At 64.7% G+C, this 16,614-nt stretch carries 12 protein-coding genes; 4 read left to right on the forward strand and 8 right to left on the reverse strand.

Going from position 1 to position 16,614, the window contains the following annotated elements:
• Positions 1–183: 183 nt before the first annotated feature.
• On the reverse strand, positions 184–552 hold the full coding sequence (locus tag AACW18_RS11080; RefSeq protein WP_218388663.1) for a hypothetical protein: 369 nt from the start codon (positions 550–552) through the stop codon (positions 184–186).
• A 531-nt stretch (positions 553–1,083) separates the two neighbouring features.
• Between AACW18_RS11080 and AACW18_RS11085 the strand changes: the two genes are divergently transcribed.
• The 4 genes from AACW18_RS11085 to AACW18_RS11100 all read left to right on the forward strand — a co-directional run bounded on the left by AACW18_RS11085 (position 1,084) and on the right by AACW18_RS11100 (position 4,931).
• The gene (locus AACW18_RS11085) at positions 1,084–1,497 is read left to right on the forward strand and encodes a YeeE/YedE family protein (RefSeq protein ID WP_218388664.1); all 414 of its coding nucleotides are present in this window, start codon (positions 1,084–1,086) and stop codon (positions 1,495–1,497) included.
• 11 nt (positions 1,498–1,508) lie between these two features.
• A complete protein-coding gene (locus tag AACW18_RS11090; protein WP_218388665.1) occupies positions 1,509–1,943 on the forward strand; it encodes a YeeE/YedE family protein in 435 nt (144 codons plus the stop codon).
• 99 nt (positions 1,944–2,042) lie between these two features.
• Positions 2,043–3,059 (forward strand): lipoate--protein ligase A, encoded by a 1,017-nt coding sequence (locus AACW18_RS11095; protein ID WP_218388666.1) that lies wholly within the window; start codon positions 2,043–2,045, stop codon positions 3,057–3,059.
• A 177-nt stretch (positions 3,060–3,236) separates the two neighbouring features.
• Positions 3,237–4,931 (forward strand): pyridoxal phosphate-dependent decarboxylase family protein, encoded by a 1,695-nt coding sequence (locus AACW18_RS11100; protein ID WP_218388667.1) that lies wholly within the window; start codon positions 3,237–3,239, stop codon positions 4,929–4,931.
• A 68-nt stretch (positions 4,932–4,999) separates the two neighbouring features.
• On the opposite strand, the gene AACW18_RS11105 is transcribed toward AACW18_RS11100, so the two are convergent.
• From AACW18_RS11105 to xthA, 7 genes are all read right to left on the reverse strand, one after another.
• Entirely contained in the window at positions 5,000–5,356 is a 357-nt protein-coding gene (locus tag AACW18_RS11105) for a copper-binding protein (RefSeq protein WP_218388668.1), read from the reverse strand.
• 47 nt (positions 5,357–5,403) lie between these two features.
• Positions 5,404–8,523 (reverse strand): efflux RND transporter permease subunit, encoded by a 3,120-nt coding sequence (locus tag AACW18_RS11110; RefSeq protein WP_218388669.1) that lies wholly within the window; start codon positions 8,521–8,523, stop codon positions 5,404–5,406.
• 73 nt (positions 8,524–8,596) lie between these two features.
• Positions 8,597–10,114 carry an efflux RND transporter periplasmic adaptor subunit gene (locus tag AACW18_RS11115; protein WP_218388670.1) on the reverse strand — a complete coding sequence of 506 codons (1,518 nt, stop codon included), beginning with the start codon at positions 10,112–10,114 and terminating at the stop codon, positions 8,597–8,599.
• A 297-nt stretch (positions 10,115–10,411) separates the two neighbouring features.
• Entirely contained in the window at positions 10,412–10,864 is a 453-nt protein-coding gene (locus AACW18_RS11120) for a hypothetical protein (RefSeq protein ID WP_218388671.1), read from the reverse strand.
• A 165-nt stretch (positions 10,865–11,029) separates the two neighbouring features.
• Complete coding sequence (locus AACW18_RS11125) at positions 11,030–14,155, reverse strand: efflux RND transporter permease subunit (protein WP_218388672.1); 3,126 nt, start codon at positions 14,153–14,155, stop codon at positions 11,030–11,032.
• Positions 14,156–14,164: 9 nt separating this feature from the next.
• Positions 14,165–15,364: an efflux RND transporter periplasmic adaptor subunit gene (locus tag AACW18_RS11130; protein ID WP_042653836.1), complete on the reverse strand. Its 1,200-nt coding sequence runs from the start codon at positions 15,362–15,364 to the stop codon at positions 14,165–14,167.
• Between the two features lie 277 nt (positions 15,365–15,641).
• Positions 15,642–16,448 carry an exodeoxyribonuclease III gene (xthA, locus tag AACW18_RS11135; protein ID WP_033130373.1) on the reverse strand — a complete coding sequence of 269 codons (807 nt, stop codon included), beginning with the start codon at positions 16,446–16,448 and terminating at the stop codon, positions 15,642–15,644.
• Positions 16,449–16,614: the final 166 nt, after the last annotated feature.

Consider the following 16,614-nt stretch of genomic DNA (forward strand, 5'->3'; position numbering starts at 1 on the left):
GATGGCCTTCGGCAAGGATGAGGGGGCCGTCGGATGCCCCGATAAATGGCGTCTGAGCGGTGAAGGCCATCATGATGATGGAAAGCGGGCGCACAGGCCGAGCCGGCCCGCGTTCTCAGACCATCGGCGGGCGGGCACTAAAGTGTGATTGAACGGGGCCAACCAAGTTGGCCCCTTTTTCATTTAATTGAGCCGGGTCTCGTCACCTCGCCGTGGGTGCAGCTCCCAACGAACGGGGTGAGCGACCCCGACCTGATGGACGAACTGCACCAGGTAACGGCGCTGGGACGGGGTGCAGCTCAGGTTGAGCACCAGCTCCCGGCCATCGCCGCGGCCCGGCCGCAGCGACTGCATGGGGCGCAGCCCGGCCGGTTGCAGGCTGCGGGCCACCATGGCCAGCACCAGCTCCATGTCGGCGCGATCCTGACAACGGATCTGCAATCGGTAGTGGTGCTGGCGCTGCTTGCCGCGCGGCCAGCGTGGCAACAGGCCCAGCCTGCTCAGCAGGGGACGGGCTTGGGTTGAGGTCAATAGGGTTGAAACAAAGCGCATAGCAGCCTCCTTGTGGGAAGCAGAAACTATGCAGGCAAGGTGGCCGCCGACATGGACAGGGGCTCACCTGACGTCAAGTGTAAAACGAGAGAAGAGGGGAGTGGATTTCCGCTTCTCGCAGGTTTGCGAGAGGGCGGCAGAGGCAACGCTGCGGCTATCTCGCGACCTGGGTGCCGACGATCAGGGTCGGCCTACAACTGTCACTTGATGAATTGCCCACTGATGGTCTCCGCTGTTGATGGACGGCCAGATGGTACCCATCCGCGGCGCCGAGGTAAAGCCCTCTCCTAACGCGGCAACATTCGGAAACAACTTCACCGGCCCGGCACCCTCAAGGGCGACGCCACCACGGCAGGGTGCGCCTGCCGCCGGCAGCGGCTATAAATTAGCGGTTGCTAATGTTTCCCTGGATCGTAGAATGACCAAACATTAGCAATCGCTAATTTATTAATAATCCCCGCCGGCGCTGTGGGCGGGGTCAAGCCACGGGGCCCGCCTGCCAGCAGGCTGAGCCCGTTACCGGGAGTGCCTATGTTTGAGAGCCAATGGCTGTTTGCCCTGGGGGGCGGCATGTTGATCGGATCCGCCGCCCTGATGTTGTTGCTGTTCAATGCCAAGGTGGCCGGCATCAGTGGCATCCTGGCCGGCGCCCTGCAGCAGACGGATGCCTGGCGCTGGTTGTTCCTGCTGGGGCTGGGCGGCGGGGCGCTGCTGGCGTTTCGCCTGGCGTGGGTCCCGATGCCGAGCTTCGCGACACTGCCGGCCTGGCCGCTGGTGCTGCTGGCCGGGCTGCTGGTCGGGATGGGCACCCGCCTCGGCAATGGCTGCACCAGCGGTCACGGTATCTGCGGGATGGGGAGGCTGTCCCGTCGCTCCCTCGCCGCCACCCTCACCTTCATGGCCACCGGTGCGCTCACCGTGTTCGTTAGCCACCATCTGCTGTAAGGAGCTACGGGATGAAACTGCTGATCAGTCTGTTGTCCGGCCTGCTGTTCGGACTCGGCCTCGCTCTCTCCGGCATGGTGGATCCGGCCAGGATCCTGGGCTTTCTCGACGTGGCGGGGGCCTGGGACCCCTGCCTGGCATTCGTGATGGGCGGGGCCCTGCTGGTGTTCATGCCGGGCTACTTCCTGCTGGTCAAACCCCGCAGCCACAGTCTGCTGGGTGACGCCATCTGCGCCCTGCCTGCACCCGTGCTGGATGCGCGTCTCCTCGGCGGCTCGGCGCTGTTTGGCATCGGCTGGGGCATGGCCGGGATCTGCCCGGGCCCGGCGCTGAGCCTGCTCGTCAGCGGCCAGCCCATGATAGGGCTGTTCGTGGCCGCCATGGTGGCCGGCGTCCTGCTCATCGATCGAGCGCTGCCCTGGCTGCAGCAACGCAACCAGCCCTGATGTCTCCCGGGCCTATCGCGCCGCTGGCTGGCGTGACGGCTCCCTCCCGGGGCCGAAGGTGGTAACATCGGAGCCCCGTTGTTTTGACAAGGCTTGCCCATGCTGCCCCTGCGCCTGCTTATCTCAGATTCTCACGATCCCCTGTTCAACCTGGCGGTGGAGGAGTGCATCTTCCGCCAGATGGATCCCGCCCAGCGGGTGCTGTTCCTGTGGCGCAACGCCAATACCGTGGTGATCGGCCGCGCCCAGAACCCCTGGAAGGAGTGCAACACCCGCCGCATGGAAGAGGATGGGGTGACCCTGGCCCGCCGCAGCAGCGGGGGCGGGGCGGTGTTTCACGACCTTGGCAACAGCTGCTTCACCTTCATGGCCGGCAAGCCCGGCTATGACAAGAGCCTCTCCACCGCCATCGTATTGTCAGCCCTGAAACAGCTAGGGGTGGAGGCCTTCGCCTCCGGTCGCAACGATCTGCTGGTGGCGACCCCGGACGGGGATCGCAAGGTCTCGGGCTCCGCCTATAGAGAGACCCATGATCGCGGTTTTCATCACGGCACCCTGCTGCTGGACGCTGACTTGAGCCGGCTCGCAAACTACCTGAACCCGGATCCCAAGAAGCTGGCGGCCAAGGGGATCACCTCGGTGCGCAGCCGGGTCGCCAACCTCTGCGAGCTGCTGCCGGGAATCGATCATGAGCGGGTCGTTCAGGCGCTGACTGACGCCTTCTTTGCGCACCATGGTACCCGGGTCGCCCCGGAGCACATCTCCCCCGAGCGGCTGCCGGACTTGCCCGGTTTCGCCGAGACCTTCGCCCGTCAGCGTAGCTGGGAGTGGAACTTCGGCCACGCACCCGCCTTCAGTCACCAGCTGGATGAGCGCTTCGGCTGGGGCGGGGTCGAGCTGCACTTCGACGTGGAGAAGGGGCTCATCGGCCGGGTGCAGATCTTCAGCGACAGCCTGGATCCGGCGCCGCTGGATGCGCTGGCCGAGCGGCTGCCGGGCACTGCCTATCGACCCGAGGCCGTCGCGGCCCTGTTGCGCCAGCTGGGGCTGGCGTTTCCGGCCCAGGCCCATGAGCTGGCGGAGCTCGAGGCCTGGCTGGTGGCGGCGCTGCGCTGAGGCGGGCATGACCCGGATCACGAAACGGTATCGGGCCGGTCGGGGGTGGCTCGCCGCCAGCCCTTGGCCCGCCGCTGCCATGATAAAAAGTAGGGCAGGCCATTAGATATTGTCGCTGTCTCAAGCGCAGCCTCAGAGGTATAAACGGGGCACCTTTGCAGTACTAATGGTCTAAAAATGAGCGATCTGGTTTATCTGAAAGATGACGGCGTCAACGCCGTCGCCCCCGAATTTGCCGCCCGCTTCGCCACCGTCAAGGCTCACTACTTCTCCCGCAATCCCGAGCTCTGGCCGGTGTTTCGCGAGCCCGGTTTCGCCACCCTCAACAAGTTTCGCGCCCGCGCCCTGGCGCCGGACGCACGCCTCAATGCCTGGCCCGATGGTCGTGCCCGCCTCGCGGATCTCTGCGAGACCATGCCGGTGCCGCAGGCCATGCGCGCTCCGGGCGAGCCCATGACGGAGCTGCTGTTCGCCGGTGCCCTCTCCAAAGACTGGGAGAACCCTTCCAGCGTCGAGAACGTCATCACCATGTCGGCGGATCCCGCCATCTACGGCGCCCAGATGGGTATATTGGCGAACCCGAACCTGGTCTACTCCGAGTACGCCGGGGTGGCCGAGGAGCTGGAAAAAAAGGTGGTGCGCCAGATAGCCCTGCTGGCGGGCTATGATCCCGCCCGCGCCACCGGCATCTTCACCCAGGGGGGGACTTTTTGTAACCTCTACGGCTACCTGCTCGGCATCCGCAAGAGCCTGCCACAGGCCAAGCACAAGGGGCTGGGCCACTATCAGGACTACCGCATCATCAACTCCCAGGGCGGCCACTACTCCAACATCACCAACCTCTCCCTGCTCGGGGTGGACATAGAGCACAAGACCATCCGCATCCAGGTCGGTGAGAACAACGACATCGATCTGGTGGATCTCGAGCGCACCCTGACCGCCTGCTTCGCCCTCAAACACGTGGTCCCCACCATCATGCTGACCATGGGTACCACCGACACCTTCGGAGTGGATCAGGTCAAACCCGTGGTCGAATTACGGGATCGCCTGTGCGAGCGGTTCGAGGTGGCGGTCAAGCCCCACATCCACGTGGATGCCGCCATCGGCTGGTCGATGATCTTCTTCCTGGATTACGACTTTGCCGCCAACCCGCTCGCCATCAACGCCGCTACCCTGGCGGGGATTGAGCGCAACGTGGCGCGCTTCGCCGAGCTCAAATACGCCGACTCCTTCACCGTCGACTTCCAGAAGTGGGGCTATGTGCCCTACACCTCCAGCCTGGTGATGATAAAAGAGCAGGACGATCTCAAGGCGATGGAGAATGACCCGGAGAACTTCTCCTACTTCGAGCGGGACATCCAGGGCCAGACCCACCTGCAGTCCACCATCGAATGTTCCCGCGGGGCGAGCGGCCTGTTCGGTGCCTATGCGGCGCTCAACTACATGGGGGTGGAAGGCTATCGCACCGTGCTGGCCCACTGCCTGCAGAATGCGAACTACTTCCGCTTCCGCCTGAGCCAGCTCGGCAACGTCAAGCTGGTGGCCCAGGAGAACCAGGGGCCGAGCGTGGGCTTCAAGATTTACAACCCGGAATGGGTACAGGATCCGGAGGCCGAGTTCGCCTTCGAGCTGGCGCGCACCTCGGATGCGGCCTACAAGGCGCGGCTGGCGCGCAACACCGACTATCACCGCAGCCTGTTCAAGGGGCGCGGCAAGGTGGGGCTGTTCACCAACTGGGTGGAGGCGGTGGCGCGCTCGGACTATGACGCCCGCGGCAAGTACTCCTACATCGCCGGCGAGAAGGCGGTGTTCATGAACCCGGCCTGCGGCCGCGAGCAGATCGACGCTTTCATCGACCATATTCGCGGCTGAATCAGGCCGAGAGAGCAGATAAAAAACGGCGGGCCCTGTGCCCGCCGTCTTCTTGTCCGGTGCGCCGCTTACTGCTTCTGCAGCCGGGTGATGGTCAGCTTGCCGGCCGGGTTCTCGGCGTGGAAGCCGACCGCATCCCCCACCTGCAGGCCCTGGAGCAGGGCCGGGTCGGCCAGCACGAACACCATGGTCATGGCGGGCATCTTGAGGTTGGCGATGGCCTCGTGCTTGATCCCGACCTTCTGGTTCGCCTCGTCGATGCGGCTGATGACCCCCTTGGTCATCACGATCTCTTCTGCCTGTTTCATCTCCATCCCCTCCATCTGGGACATGTCGTGCCCCTCGTGGTTCATGGTCATCTCGGCCTGGGCCTGGAGAGAGGCGAGGCCAAGCAGCAGGGTCAGGGTCAGCGTCTTGTAGTTCATGGTGTTTTCCTTGAAGTCGTTGAATTTGTATCGGTTGTAAATTCGGATCAGTCGGCCTGCTCGGGGGCCAGGCCATGGCGGCGCCACAGATAGAAGGCCGCGGGCAGCACCAGCAGGGTCAGCACCAGGGCCGTCACCATGCCGCCTATCATGGGCGCGGCGATGCGCTGCATCACCTCAGAGCCGGTGCCGTGGCTCCACATGATGGGCAGCAAGCCGGCGATGATGGTGACCACCGTCATCATCTTGGGGCGCAGCCGCAGGGCGGCGCCCTGGATGACGGCCTGATGCAGGCCGCGCAAATCGGGTTTGCCACGGGCCACCAGATCGTCCCAGGCGTGGTTGAGGTAGACCAGCATCAGCACGCCGGTTTCCACCGCCACCCCGGCCAGGGCGATGAAACCCACCCCCACCGCCACCGAGAGGTTGAAGTCCAGCAGCCAGACGGTCCAGATCCCGCCGACCACGGCGAGCGGCAGTGTGGTGAGGATCAGCAGCACCTCCTGCATGCGGCGGAACGCCAGATAGAGCAGCAGCACTATGATGGCGAGGGTGAGCGGCACCACGTAGGCGAGGCGCGCCTTGGCCCGCTCCATGTATTCGTACTGACCGGACCAGGTGAGGGCGTAGCCCGCCGGCAGCACCAGCTGCTTGTCCACTTGGGCCTTGGCATCGGCCACGAAGGAGCCGATGTCCCGCTCGCGGATATCCACGTAGACCCAGCCGTTGAGGCGCGCGTTCTCGCTGCGCAGCATGGGGGCCTCGTCGCTGATGTAGACCTTGGCCACGTCCGCCAGGGCGATCCGCTCCCCCTTGGGGGTCACCAGGGGCAGCAGCTCCAGGCTCCCCACCGAGTCGCGGTAGCTCTGGGGATAGCGCAGGTTGATGGGGTAGCGCTCGCGGCCTTCGATGGTCTGACCTACGTCCATGCCGCCGACCGCGGTGGCCAGCACCGCCTGCACGTCGGCGATGTTGAGGCCGTAGCGGGCTGCCTTGAGTCTGTCTATGTCCACCTTGACGTAGCGGCCACCGGCCACCCGCTCGGCATAGACCGAGGCCGCCCCCTCCACCTTGCCGACGATCTGCTCGAGTTGCTGGCCGAGTCGCTGGATCACCTTGAGATCCGGCCCGGCTATCTTGATGCCGACCGGGGTCTTGATGCCGGTGGCCAGCATGTCGATGCGGGTCTTGATGGGGGGCACCCAGGCGTTGGTGAGGCCGGGGAACTGGATGAGGGAGTCGAGCTCCTCCTTCAGCTTCTCCGGGGTCATGCCGGGGCGCCACTGGTCGCGATCTTTAAGCTGGATGCTGGTCTCCATCATCACCAGATCGGCAGGGTCGGTGGCGCTGTCGGCGCGACCGGCCTTGCCGAACACGTTCTGCACCTCGGGCACGGTGCGGATCAGCTTGTCGGTCTGCTGCAGTATCTCCCTGGCCTTGCCCACCGAGATGTTGGCCGCGGTGGTGGGCATGTACATGATGTCCCCCTCATCGAACGGCGGTATGAACTCGGAGCCCAGATATCTGAGTGGCCAGAAGCCGATGACGGTCACCGCCAGCGCCAGCAGCAAGGTGGTCTTGGGGCGGGCCAGCACGGCGTTGAGCAGCGGGATATAAGCCTGACTTAAGCCACGGTTGAGGGGGTTGGCCTGTTCCGCCAGCACCTTGCCGCGAATGAAGTAACCCATGATCACCGGCACCAGCGTGATGGAGAGCCCGGCCGCCGCCGCCATGGCGTAGGTCTTGGTGTAGGCGAGGGGATGGAACATACGCCCCTCCTGCGCCTCCAGCGCGAACACCGGCAGGAAGCTCATGGTGATGATGAGCAGGGAGAAGAAGATGGCGGGCCCCACCTCTATGCTCGCCTCGACGATCACCTGCCAGCGGTTCTTGTCGGTGAGTTCGGTGCGCTCCATATGCTTGTGGACGTTCTCTATCATCACTATGGCGCCATCCACCATGGCGCCGATGGCGATGGCGATGCCGCCAAGGGACATGATGTTGGCGTTGATCCCCTGTAGGTGCATGACGATGAAGGCCACCAGAATGGCGATGGGCAGGGTGATGACCACCACCAGCGAGGAGCGCAGGTGGAACAGGAAGGCCAGACAGACCAGCACCACCACCGCGAACTCCTCGATCAACTTGCCGGAGAGGTTGTCGATGGCGCGCTGGATGAGATCGGAGCGGTCGTAGACGGTGACCACCTCCACCCCCTCCGGCAGGCTGCTCTTGAGCTCGGCCAGCCGCGTCTTGACCCCGTCTATGGTGCGCTGGGCGTTCTCGCCGAAACGCATGACGATGATGCCGCCCACCACCTCGCCCTCGCCGTTGAGCTCGGCGACGCCGCGCCGGCTCTGGGGGCCGGTGACCACATCCGCCACGTCTCCCAGCAGCAGGGGGGCGCCCCGCACCTGGGTGCCGAGGGGGATTCGCTTGAGATCTTCGACGCTCTTCAGATAGCCGTTGGAGCGCACCATATACTCGGCTTCCGCCATCTCGATGACGGAGGCGCCGGTCTCCTGGTTGCCCTGCTCGATGGCGGTCTGGATGAGGGAGAGCGGGATGCCGTAGGCGCGCAGCTTGTCCGGATCGACCCGCACCTGATACTGGCGCACCATGCCGCCCACGGTCGCCACCTCGGAGACCCCGTTCACCGTCTGCAGCTCGTATTTCAGGAACCAGTTCTGCAGCGACGTGAGCTCGCTCAGATCGTGCTTGCCGCTCCTGTCCACCAGGGCGTATTGGTAGATCCAGCCCACCCCGGTGGCATCGGGGCCGAGCTGGGGCTGCGCCGAACCGGGCAGGCTCGGGGCCACCTGGCTCAGGTACTCCAGCACCCGGGCCCGGGCCCAGTAGAGATCGGTGCTGTCGTCAAACAGCACATAGACGAAGGAGTCGCCGAAGAAGGAGTAGCCGCGCACCGTAGTGGCGCCCGGCACCGCCAGCATGGCGGTGGTGAGCGGGTAGGTGACCTGATCCTCCACCACCTGGGGCGCCTGGCCCGGGTAGGAAGTCTTGATGATCACCTGCACGTCGGAGAGATCCGGCAGGGCATCGACCGGGGTCTGCTTGACCGACCAGAGCCCCCAGGCGGTGAGCATGAGGGTTAGCAGCAACACCAGGAAGCGGTTGCCGATGGACCAGCGGATGACAGATGGGATCATGGCTTGACTCCTCTCGCTTGGCGCGCAGGCAGCAGGACTCGGTTGCCGGCAAAGCGGCAGATGATGGGCGGGATCATGGCTTGTCCCCCATCTGGTGCTGGCTGTGGTCCATGCCTTCCATGTTTTCCATGCCCTTCATCTCATCCTTGGCGGGGGCGGTCTGGCTGGCGGGGGCATCCTCGACATGGATGTTGACGATGCGGTACTCATCCCCCTGCTGCTCGACCTGCAGGTGCAGGCGATGCCCCTTGGCGAGCTTGCTCATGTCTACGCCATCTGCCACGGCGAAGTCCATCTCCATGGCGGGCCACTGCCACTCGGGGATCGGCTGGTGGGCGACGGTCAGGGTGCGGCTCGCCAGATCCAGCGTCTGGATCTCCCCCTGGGTCCAGATCTGCTGCGGCCGTACCGCCGTCATGCGCTGGAAGTCGGAGTCGATGCTGGATTCGGAGTCGAGCAGGAACTGGGCCGAGCTGACGATGTTGTCCCCCGGCTCGACCCCGTCGAGGATGGCGACCCTGTCACCGAACTGGGCGCCCAGGGTGACCGCCACCGACTTGAAGCCGCCATCCCCCAGCGCCAGCACCAGCCGGTTCTGACTGCCGGTGCGGATCACCGCTTCACTCGGTACCACCATCTGGGGCTCGCCCTTGCCGCTGCGAATGCTCACCTTGGCGAACATGTTGGGTTTCAAAAACTCGTCCGGGTTGTCGAAGCGCAGCCGCACCTTGAGGGTGCGGGTGGCGGCGTCCAGGGTGGGGTAGAGGTAATCCACCTTGCCCTGCCAGCGCCGGCCGGGGGCGTAATCCAGGGTCATGGTGACAGGGTCGCCCACCTTCAGCTGGCCAGCCTGGCGCTCAAACACTTCGGCGCTGACCCACACCTGCTGCAGGGTGCTGATGTTGAACAGGGCGGCGGCGGGCTCCACGTACTGGCCCTCGCGCACCTTGAGATCGGAGACATAGCCGCTGTTCGGGGCATAGATGCGCACCGTCTCGCTCACCTGGCGGCTGCGCTTGAGGGTGGCTATCTGATCCGCCGGTACCCGCAGGGACTTGAGCTTGCCCTCGGCGGCGCGCAGCAGCAGCGGGTTGGCAGTGTTGAGGGCCAGCAGGTATTCGTGCTGGGCGTTGACCAGATCCGGCGCGTAGAGCTCATAGATGAGGCTGCCCTTGGCGATGCGCTGGCCCTCGTTCTTGATGGCGAGGGTGCGGATCCAGCCCGCCATGCGGGCGTTGATGGCCTCCAGCCGCTCCTCGTCGTAGCCCACGTAGCCGACCGTCTCGATCTGCTGGTGGAGGGGCAGGCGCTCCACCTTGGCGAGCCGTACCCCCAGATTCTGCTGGATCTCGGGGCTGATGGTGACGGTGCCGGGGGAGCCGCTCTTCTGCTCCTCATAGACGGGAATGAAGTCCATCCCCATGTTGTCCTTGGCGGGGGCGTCGCGCCTATCGCGGGGATCCATGGGGTTGACCCAGTAGAGCGGGGCCTTCGCCTCAGGCCCACTGCCGGCGGTCTGGCTGGCGGCCCAGTAGCCGCCGCCGGCGCCGAGGGCGAGCAGCAGCGCGGACATCAGCAGGCTCTTGTTCATAGCAAGCCTCCGGCGCGGATCTGCATGCAGAAAGTGCAGGAGGAGGGGGCGCCCGGGGAGGCGACAAAGTTGGCTGGTGACATGGTACATCTTCTCTCGTGTCGGGCCACCGGGTCGTCGTCGGAGTGCGGGTCTCTCAGACCCGGACAGGCGTGCCCGCTTGGGCAGGCTTGCCTCTCACAACCTCACAACGTACGAACGGGGCGGCAAACGGAGCACCGCCGACGGATCAGCAGGTGCACGGCACAGCGTGCAAGGTCGGGCCAGGCCACTTCCTTGCAGGGGGAGAAGATCGCGCTAATGGCGCAGCACAGAGAGCATCAGATGCCGTCTGGGCCAGGAGGGGGGATGGGTGCCACGCAGGCGCAGGAAGGGATCCCGCAGCCACTGATCCAGCAGGGACGCGGTGGCGCCCGGGCGGGGCATGAGCAACAGGGGCAGGGCAAACAGGGTCAGCAGCGCCGCCAGCAGGGGGATACCCGCACCCGGGGAGGTGAGGCCGCCGTGCATCTGGCAGTCTCCCTGGCTCATGCTGGCGCCGGCCATGCCGTTGCCGGCATCGTGGCAGGGCAGTCCCTGCATGGCGGACGACATCTCGGTGGCATCGGTCATGACCAGGGTGTCGGTGGCCATGGCCATCTCTGCCGTCGCCGCGCCATGCCAGCTGATGCAGAGCGTGAGATTGCAGACGAGCACCAGCGCCAGCAACAGCCGGGCGATGAGCTCTGTGGGCAATCTCGATGACAACATGGATGCTTTCCCTCTGACGGATAGGTGAAATGTAAACCTTACCTACAGGAGAAGGTCAAGGTATGGCGGCAGTGGAGCGGCAAATAGGTGATCCGGAAGGGGAAATGGCGAGGGGCAGATAAAAGGGGCAGACAAAAAAGCCCCCGCATCGGCGGGGGCTCTGGGTCAGGACTCGGGAGGGGGCAGTGGGGCCCCCCGTTCCGACCGCTTCATGATGAGGCGGAAGAAGAGCGGGATGAAGAAGGTGGCGATGAAGGTCGCCGCCAGCATGCCGCCGATCACCGGCCAGCCGAGGGCATGACGACTGGCGGCACCAGCGCCGCTCGAGGTCACCAGCGGCACGCAGCCGAGGATGAAGGCCAGCGAGGTCATGATGATGGGGCGAAAACGCAGTCGCGCCGCCTCCAGCGCCGACTCGATCAGGCTCATCCCCTCCTCGTGCTTCATCACCGCGAACTCCACGATCAGGATGGCGTTCTTGGCCGCTAGGCCGACCAGGGTCACCAGCCCTATCTGGAAGTAGACGTTGTTGGTGAGCCCCACCGCCCAGGTGGCGAGCAGGGCGCCGAACAGGGCGAAGGGCACCGCGGTGATCACCGCGAACGGCAGGCTCCAGCGCTCGTACTGGGCGGCCAGGATGAGGAAGATCATCACTATGCCGAAGCCGAATGCGGTGCCGGCGCTGCCGGCGGAGGCCTTCTCCTGATAGGCGGAGCCGGTCCACTCCAGCTTGGCGTCGTTGCCTAGGGTGTCGTTTGCCACGACTTCCAGTGCGGCTATGGCCTGACCCGAGCTGTAACCCGGCGCCGGTTGCGCCATGATCTTGGCCGCCTGGAAGATGTTGAAGCGCTCGACCAGCTCGGGGCCGGTGGCGTCACGCACCGTCACCAGGCTGCTGAGCGGGATCATCTCCCCCTTGTTGGAGCGCACATAGACGTTGCGGATGTCGCTCTTCTTGGCGCGGTAGTCCGCCTCGGACTGCAGCTGGACCCGATAGGTGCGGCCGAACTGGTTGAAGTCGTTGACATAGACCTGGCCGAAGGTGGCCTGCATGGTGTCAAACACCGCGTTGATGGGCAGCCCCAGTGCCTTGGCCTTCTCCCTGTCGAGATCCAGGTAGACCTGGGGCACGTTGGCGCGATAGGTGCTGGTCACGCTGGCGAACTCGGGGCGCGCCTTCGCCGCCTCGAGGAAGCGCTGCACCTCGGCCGAGAAGGCCTGGGCATCGCCGGTGCTGCGGTTCTGCAGGTAGGCCTCCAGCCCGCCGGTGGTGGACATGCCGGTGATGGGAGGCGGGTTGAAGGAGGCGACGAAGCCGTCCGCCAGCCCCATCAGGCTCATGCCCTGGAGGGTCTTGGCCAGGGAGAAGGAGTCCTGCCCCTCGCCCTGGCGATCGCGCCAGTCCTTGAGGGTGATGAAGCTGATGCCGCTGTTGCTGATGATGGCGTTGGAGAGGATGTCAAAACCCGAGAAGGTGATGACGTCCTTGATGTTGGGGTTGGCCATCGCCATGCGGTCGAAGTCGTTCGCCACCGCCTGGGTGCGGGTGAGGGCGGCCGCGTCCGGCAACATGATGGCGGAGAGCAGGTAGCCCTGATCTTCGTTCGGCACCAGCTCCCCCGGCACCTTCATCAGCAGGCCGTAGATGGAGACCAGGATCAGCGCGATGATGGTGAACGCCACCCCGACCCGGCGGTTGAGGAAGGCCACCCCGCGCACGTAGCGGCGGGTCAGGCCATCGAAGGCGTTGTTGAACCAGACGAAGAAGCGGGCCGGCTTGTGATGGCCCTCCTTCAGCAGCACGGCGCACAGGGCCGGCGACAGGGTCAGCGCCACCAGGCCGGAGATGGCCACCGACACCGCCACCGTGATGGCGAACTGCTTGTACATCACCCCCGTCATGCCGCCCATGAAGGCGACCGGCAGGAAAACGGCGCACAGCACCAGCACGATGGCGACCACGGGGCCCGACACCTCCTGCATGGCGAGGATGGCGGCCTCCTTGGGCGAGCACTTCTTCTCCTGCATGATCCGTTCGACGTTCTCCAGCACCACGATGGCGTCATCCACCACTATGCCGATGGCGAGCACCATGCCGAACAGGGTCAGCAGGTTGATGGAGAAGCCCAGCAGCAGCATGCCGGCGAAGGTGCCGATCAGCGACACCGGCACCGCGATGCAGGGGATCAGGGTGGCGCGCAGGTTCTGCAGGAACAGGTAGACCACCACGAACACCAGCACTATCGCCTCGAACAGGGTGTAGACCACCTCCTCGATGGAGATCTTGACGAACTCCGTGGTGTCGTAGGGGATCTGGTACTCGATGTCCTGGGGGAAGCGCTCCTTGAGCCGCGCCATGGTGGCATGCACCTGATCCGCGACCGCCACGGCGTTGGCGCCCGGCTGCAGGTAGGTGGCGATGCCGATGGCGGGCTTGCCGTTGGCCTTGGCCAGCAGGTCGTAGTCCTTGCCGCCGAGCTCGACCCTGGCCACGTCCTTCACCCGGATCTTGGAGCCGTCCGGCATGGAGCGGATGATGATGTTCTGGAACTCGCGCACGTCCTCGAGCCGTCCCTTGGTCTGCACCGTGTAGGTGAAGTCGACCGGGGCCGTGGTGGGCTGGGCGCCGATCTTGCCGGCCGCGAACTGGGTATTCTGCTCGCGGATGGCGCCGATCACGTCGCTCGGGGTCAGCTCGAGCTGGGCCAGCCGGTCCGGCCGCAGCCAGATGCGCATGGCGTAGTCGGTGCCGCCGAACAGGGTGGTGTCGCCGACCCCGGGGATGCGCTTGAGCTCATCGATGATGTTGAGCAGGGCGTAGTTCGACAGGTAGGTGGTGTCGAAGGTGCCGCCGGGGGATTGCAGCGTCACCACCTGCAGGATGGAGGTCGACTTCTTCTTGACCGTCACCCCCTGCTTCTTCACCTCTTCCGGCAGCTGGGCCATTGCGGCCGAGACCCGGTTGTTGACGTTGATGGTGGCCTGATCCGGATCCGTGCCTATCTCGAAGTAGACGTTGAGGTTCATCTGACCGTTGGAGGCGGAGCCGGACTGCATATAAAGCATGTCCTCCACCCCGTTGATCTGTTGCTCGAGGGGAGCTGCGACCGTCTGAGAGATCACCTCGGGGGTGGCTCCCGGGTAGAAGGCGGTGACCGAGACCACCGGCGGGGTGATCTGCGGGTACTGCTCTATGGGGAGCGCTCGCATCGCCGCCAGCCCGCCCAGCACTATGATGATGGAGATCACGCTGGCGAAGATGGGGCGTTCGATGAAGAACTTGGAAAACATACGAACTCCTTACTTGGCCGCGATCTGGCTGACCATCTTGGCGTTGATCGCCTTCATCTCGGCGGCCGAGACCGGCTTGACCACGGCGCCCGGGCGAGCCTTCATCAGGCCCTCGACGATGTAGCGTTCACCGGGCTCGAGGCCGCTGTCGATCAGCACGCCGCTGTCCACGCTCTGGCCGAGCTTGACCGGCCGCGGCACCACCTTGTTGTCGGCATCGATCACCATCACCATGCGGTCGGCCTGGGACTGGACGATGGCGCGCGGCGGCACCACTATGGCGTGCTTGCGCAGACCGAGCTCTATGGTCATGCGCACGAACTGGCCGGGCAGCAGCTTGCCCTCCTGGTTATCGAAGATGGCGCGGGCCCGGATGGTGCCGGTCTGCGGATCGACCCGGCTGTCGGAGAAGTTGAGCTTGCCCGCCTGCGGGTAGACGGAGCCGTCGGCGAGGCGGATGTGGGTGCGCCAGTTGGTGGCATCCCTGGCTTCGATCAGCCCTTTCTTCACCGAGTTCTCGAAGTTGAGGCGATCCTGCTCCGAGTAGGAGAAGTTCACGTAGAGCGGATCGAACTGGGTGATGGTGGTGAGCAGGCCGCTGTCACCGCCGGTGGCGATGAGGCTACCCTCGGACTGGGAGCTCTTGCTCGCCATGCCGCTGATGGGGGCGGTCACCTGGGTGTAGCTGAGGTTGAGATCCGCCTCCTTCACCTTGGCCTTGGCCGCCTGGTGGCTGGCCACGGCCGCCTCGTAGTTGGCGATGGTGGTGTCGTAATCCTGCCGGCTCACCACCTGGCGCTTGTAGAGCGGGATGATGCGATCCCGATCGGCGTGGGCCTTGTTGAGGCGCGCCTGCTCCTGGGCCAGAGTGCCTTTGGCCTGCTCCAGCGCCACCTTGTAGGGTTCAGGGTCGATCAGGAACAGGGCCTGACCGGCGGTGACCGGCTGACCCTCGATGTAGGTGCGCTGCAGCAGGATGCCGTTCACCCGGGAGCGCACATCGATCTCACGAAAGCCGGCGGTCTCCCCCACCATCTCGGTGGTGAGCGGGACGTCGGTCAGCTTGACCTCGGCCACCACCACGGGCACCGGGGGCGGCGCCTGGACCTGGCTGGCGGCGTCGTCGCCACAGCCGGTCAGGGCGCCGGCCAGCGCCAGGGCGATGCAACCGCGTCGCAATACTCGCAGCCCGTTGGGGTGATCCTTCACTCCTACACGCGGGCTGGACGGGCCGCGACGGCCCGCTTTTTCGTTGTTATTAACAAACCTGGACAACATCATGTTTACAAACTCAACATCTTGATATATGCGGGTTTTTTAATAATAAAGTGACAAAGTTGAACTGGAGCTGCTCGGCAGGGGAAGTTGTCGGCTCCATACAGGATCTACAGGGGGGAAAGCGGGAGGATTACGACAATCCCTGACGAGGGGAGGTCGGGAGTCAGGCGGGAAGCAGTGGGGGCAGGGCGCCCCCACTGGCGAGGGGTCAGGCGAAGCAGGCCCAGATGGGGGCGTGATCGGACGGCTTCTCGATGCCGCGCAGCTCGTAGTCGATGCCGGTCTCGGTCACTTTGTCCTTGAGCGCATTGGACGCCATGATGAGATCGATGCGCAGGCCGCGGTTCTCGTCAAAGCCCTTGGAGCGGTAGTCAAACCAGGAGAAACGCTCGCACTCTGTGGGGTTGGCGGCGCGGAAGGTGTCGGTCAGCCCGAAGCCTTTCAGACGCTCCATCCACTCCCGCTCTATGGGCAGGAAGGAGCACTTGCCATCCCGCAGCCAGCGCTTGCGGTTCGCCTCGCCGATGCCGATGTCGAGATCGGTGGGGGAGATGTTCACATCGCCGATCAGCACCAGCGGATCGTCCGGGGTGTGGTGGGTCTCCAGGTAGTGCTGCAAGTCCTCATAGAACTTCTGCTTGGCCGGGAACTTGGTCTCGTGATCCTGGCTCTCGCCTTGCGGGAAGTAGCCGTTCATCACCTTGATGAGGGAGCCATCCTCGCGTTTGAAGCTGGCCATGATCATGCGGCGCTGGGCATCCTCGGGATCGGTCGGGAAGCCTTTTTGCACCTCGAGAGGGGGCTGCTTGCTCATGATCGCCACCCCGTAGTGACCCTTCTGGCCATGGAACACCACGTGATAGCCCATGGCCTCCACGTCGGCCACCGGGAAGGCGTCGTCGTGTACCTTGATCTCCTGCAGGCCGATCACATCCGGCTGGTGCTTGTCGATGATGGCTTGCAGCTGATGAAGACGGGCGCGCAGGCCATTGATATTGAAAGAGATGATCTTCATGTCCGGGATGCTCATGTCGTTTTTATTAGTCGCTATTGGACTAGGAATCCGCCGTGGATGCAAGTTCCGGGGGACGCCCGGTGCCGCTCCTGAACTTGCATCGGAACCTGTTCACGATCTGTCGCGAGAGGTCGTCAGCAAGGTGAAGCGCAGGAACCGGAGTGTA

Origin of the sequence: Aeromonas sp. sia0103 (assembly GCF_963895295.1) — a bacterium.
In the GTDB taxonomy this organism is placed as follows: Bacteria; Pseudomonadota; Gammaproteobacteria; order Enterobacterales; family Aeromonadaceae; genus Aeromonas; species Aeromonas encheleia.

Excerpts from the sequence above, each read along its gene's own strand:
- AACW18_RS11115 (WP_218388670.1), bottom strand. The coding sequence starts at position 10,114 with ATGAACAAGAGCCTGCTGATGTCCGCGCTGCTGCTCGCCCTCGGCGCC.
- AACW18_RS11105 (WP_218388668.1), bottom strand. The coding sequence starts at position 5,356 with ATGAACTACAAGACGCTGACCCTGACCCTGCTGCTTGGCCTCGCCTCT.
- AACW18_RS11110 (WP_218388669.1), bottom strand. The coding sequence starts at position 8,523 with ATGATCCCATCTGTCATCCGCTGGTCCATCGGCAACCGCTTCCTGGTG.
- AACW18_RS11085 (WP_218388664.1), top strand. The coding sequence starts at position 1,084 with ATGTTTGAGAGCCAATGGCTGTTTGCCCTGGGGGGCGGCATGTTGATC.
- AACW18_RS11090 (WP_218388665.1), top strand. The coding sequence starts at position 1,509 with ATGAAACTGCTGATCAGTCTGTTGTCCGGCCTGCTGTTCGGACTCGGC.
- AACW18_RS11080 (WP_218388663.1), bottom strand. The coding sequence starts at position 552 with ATGCGCTTTGTTTCAACCCTATTGACCTCAACCCAAGCCCGTCCCCTG.
- AACW18_RS11095 (WP_218388666.1), top strand. The coding sequence starts at position 2,043 with ATGCTGCCCCTGCGCCTGCTTATCTCAGATTCTCACGATCCCCTGTTC.
- AACW18_RS11100 (WP_218388667.1), top strand. The coding sequence starts at position 3,237 with ATGAGCGATCTGGTTTATCTGAAAGATGACGGCGTCAACGCCGTCGCC.
- AACW18_RS11120 (WP_218388671.1), bottom strand. The coding sequence starts at position 10,864 with ATGTTGTCATCGAGATTGCCCACAGAGCTCATCGCCCGGCTGTTGCTG.
- xthA (WP_033130373.1), bottom strand. The coding sequence starts at position 16,448 with ATGAAGATCATCTCTTTCAATATCAATGGCCTGCGCGCCCGTCTTCAT.
- AACW18_RS11125 (WP_218388672.1), bottom strand. The coding sequence starts at position 14,155 with ATGTTTTCCAAGTTCTTCATCGAACGCCCCATCTTCGCCAGCGTGATC.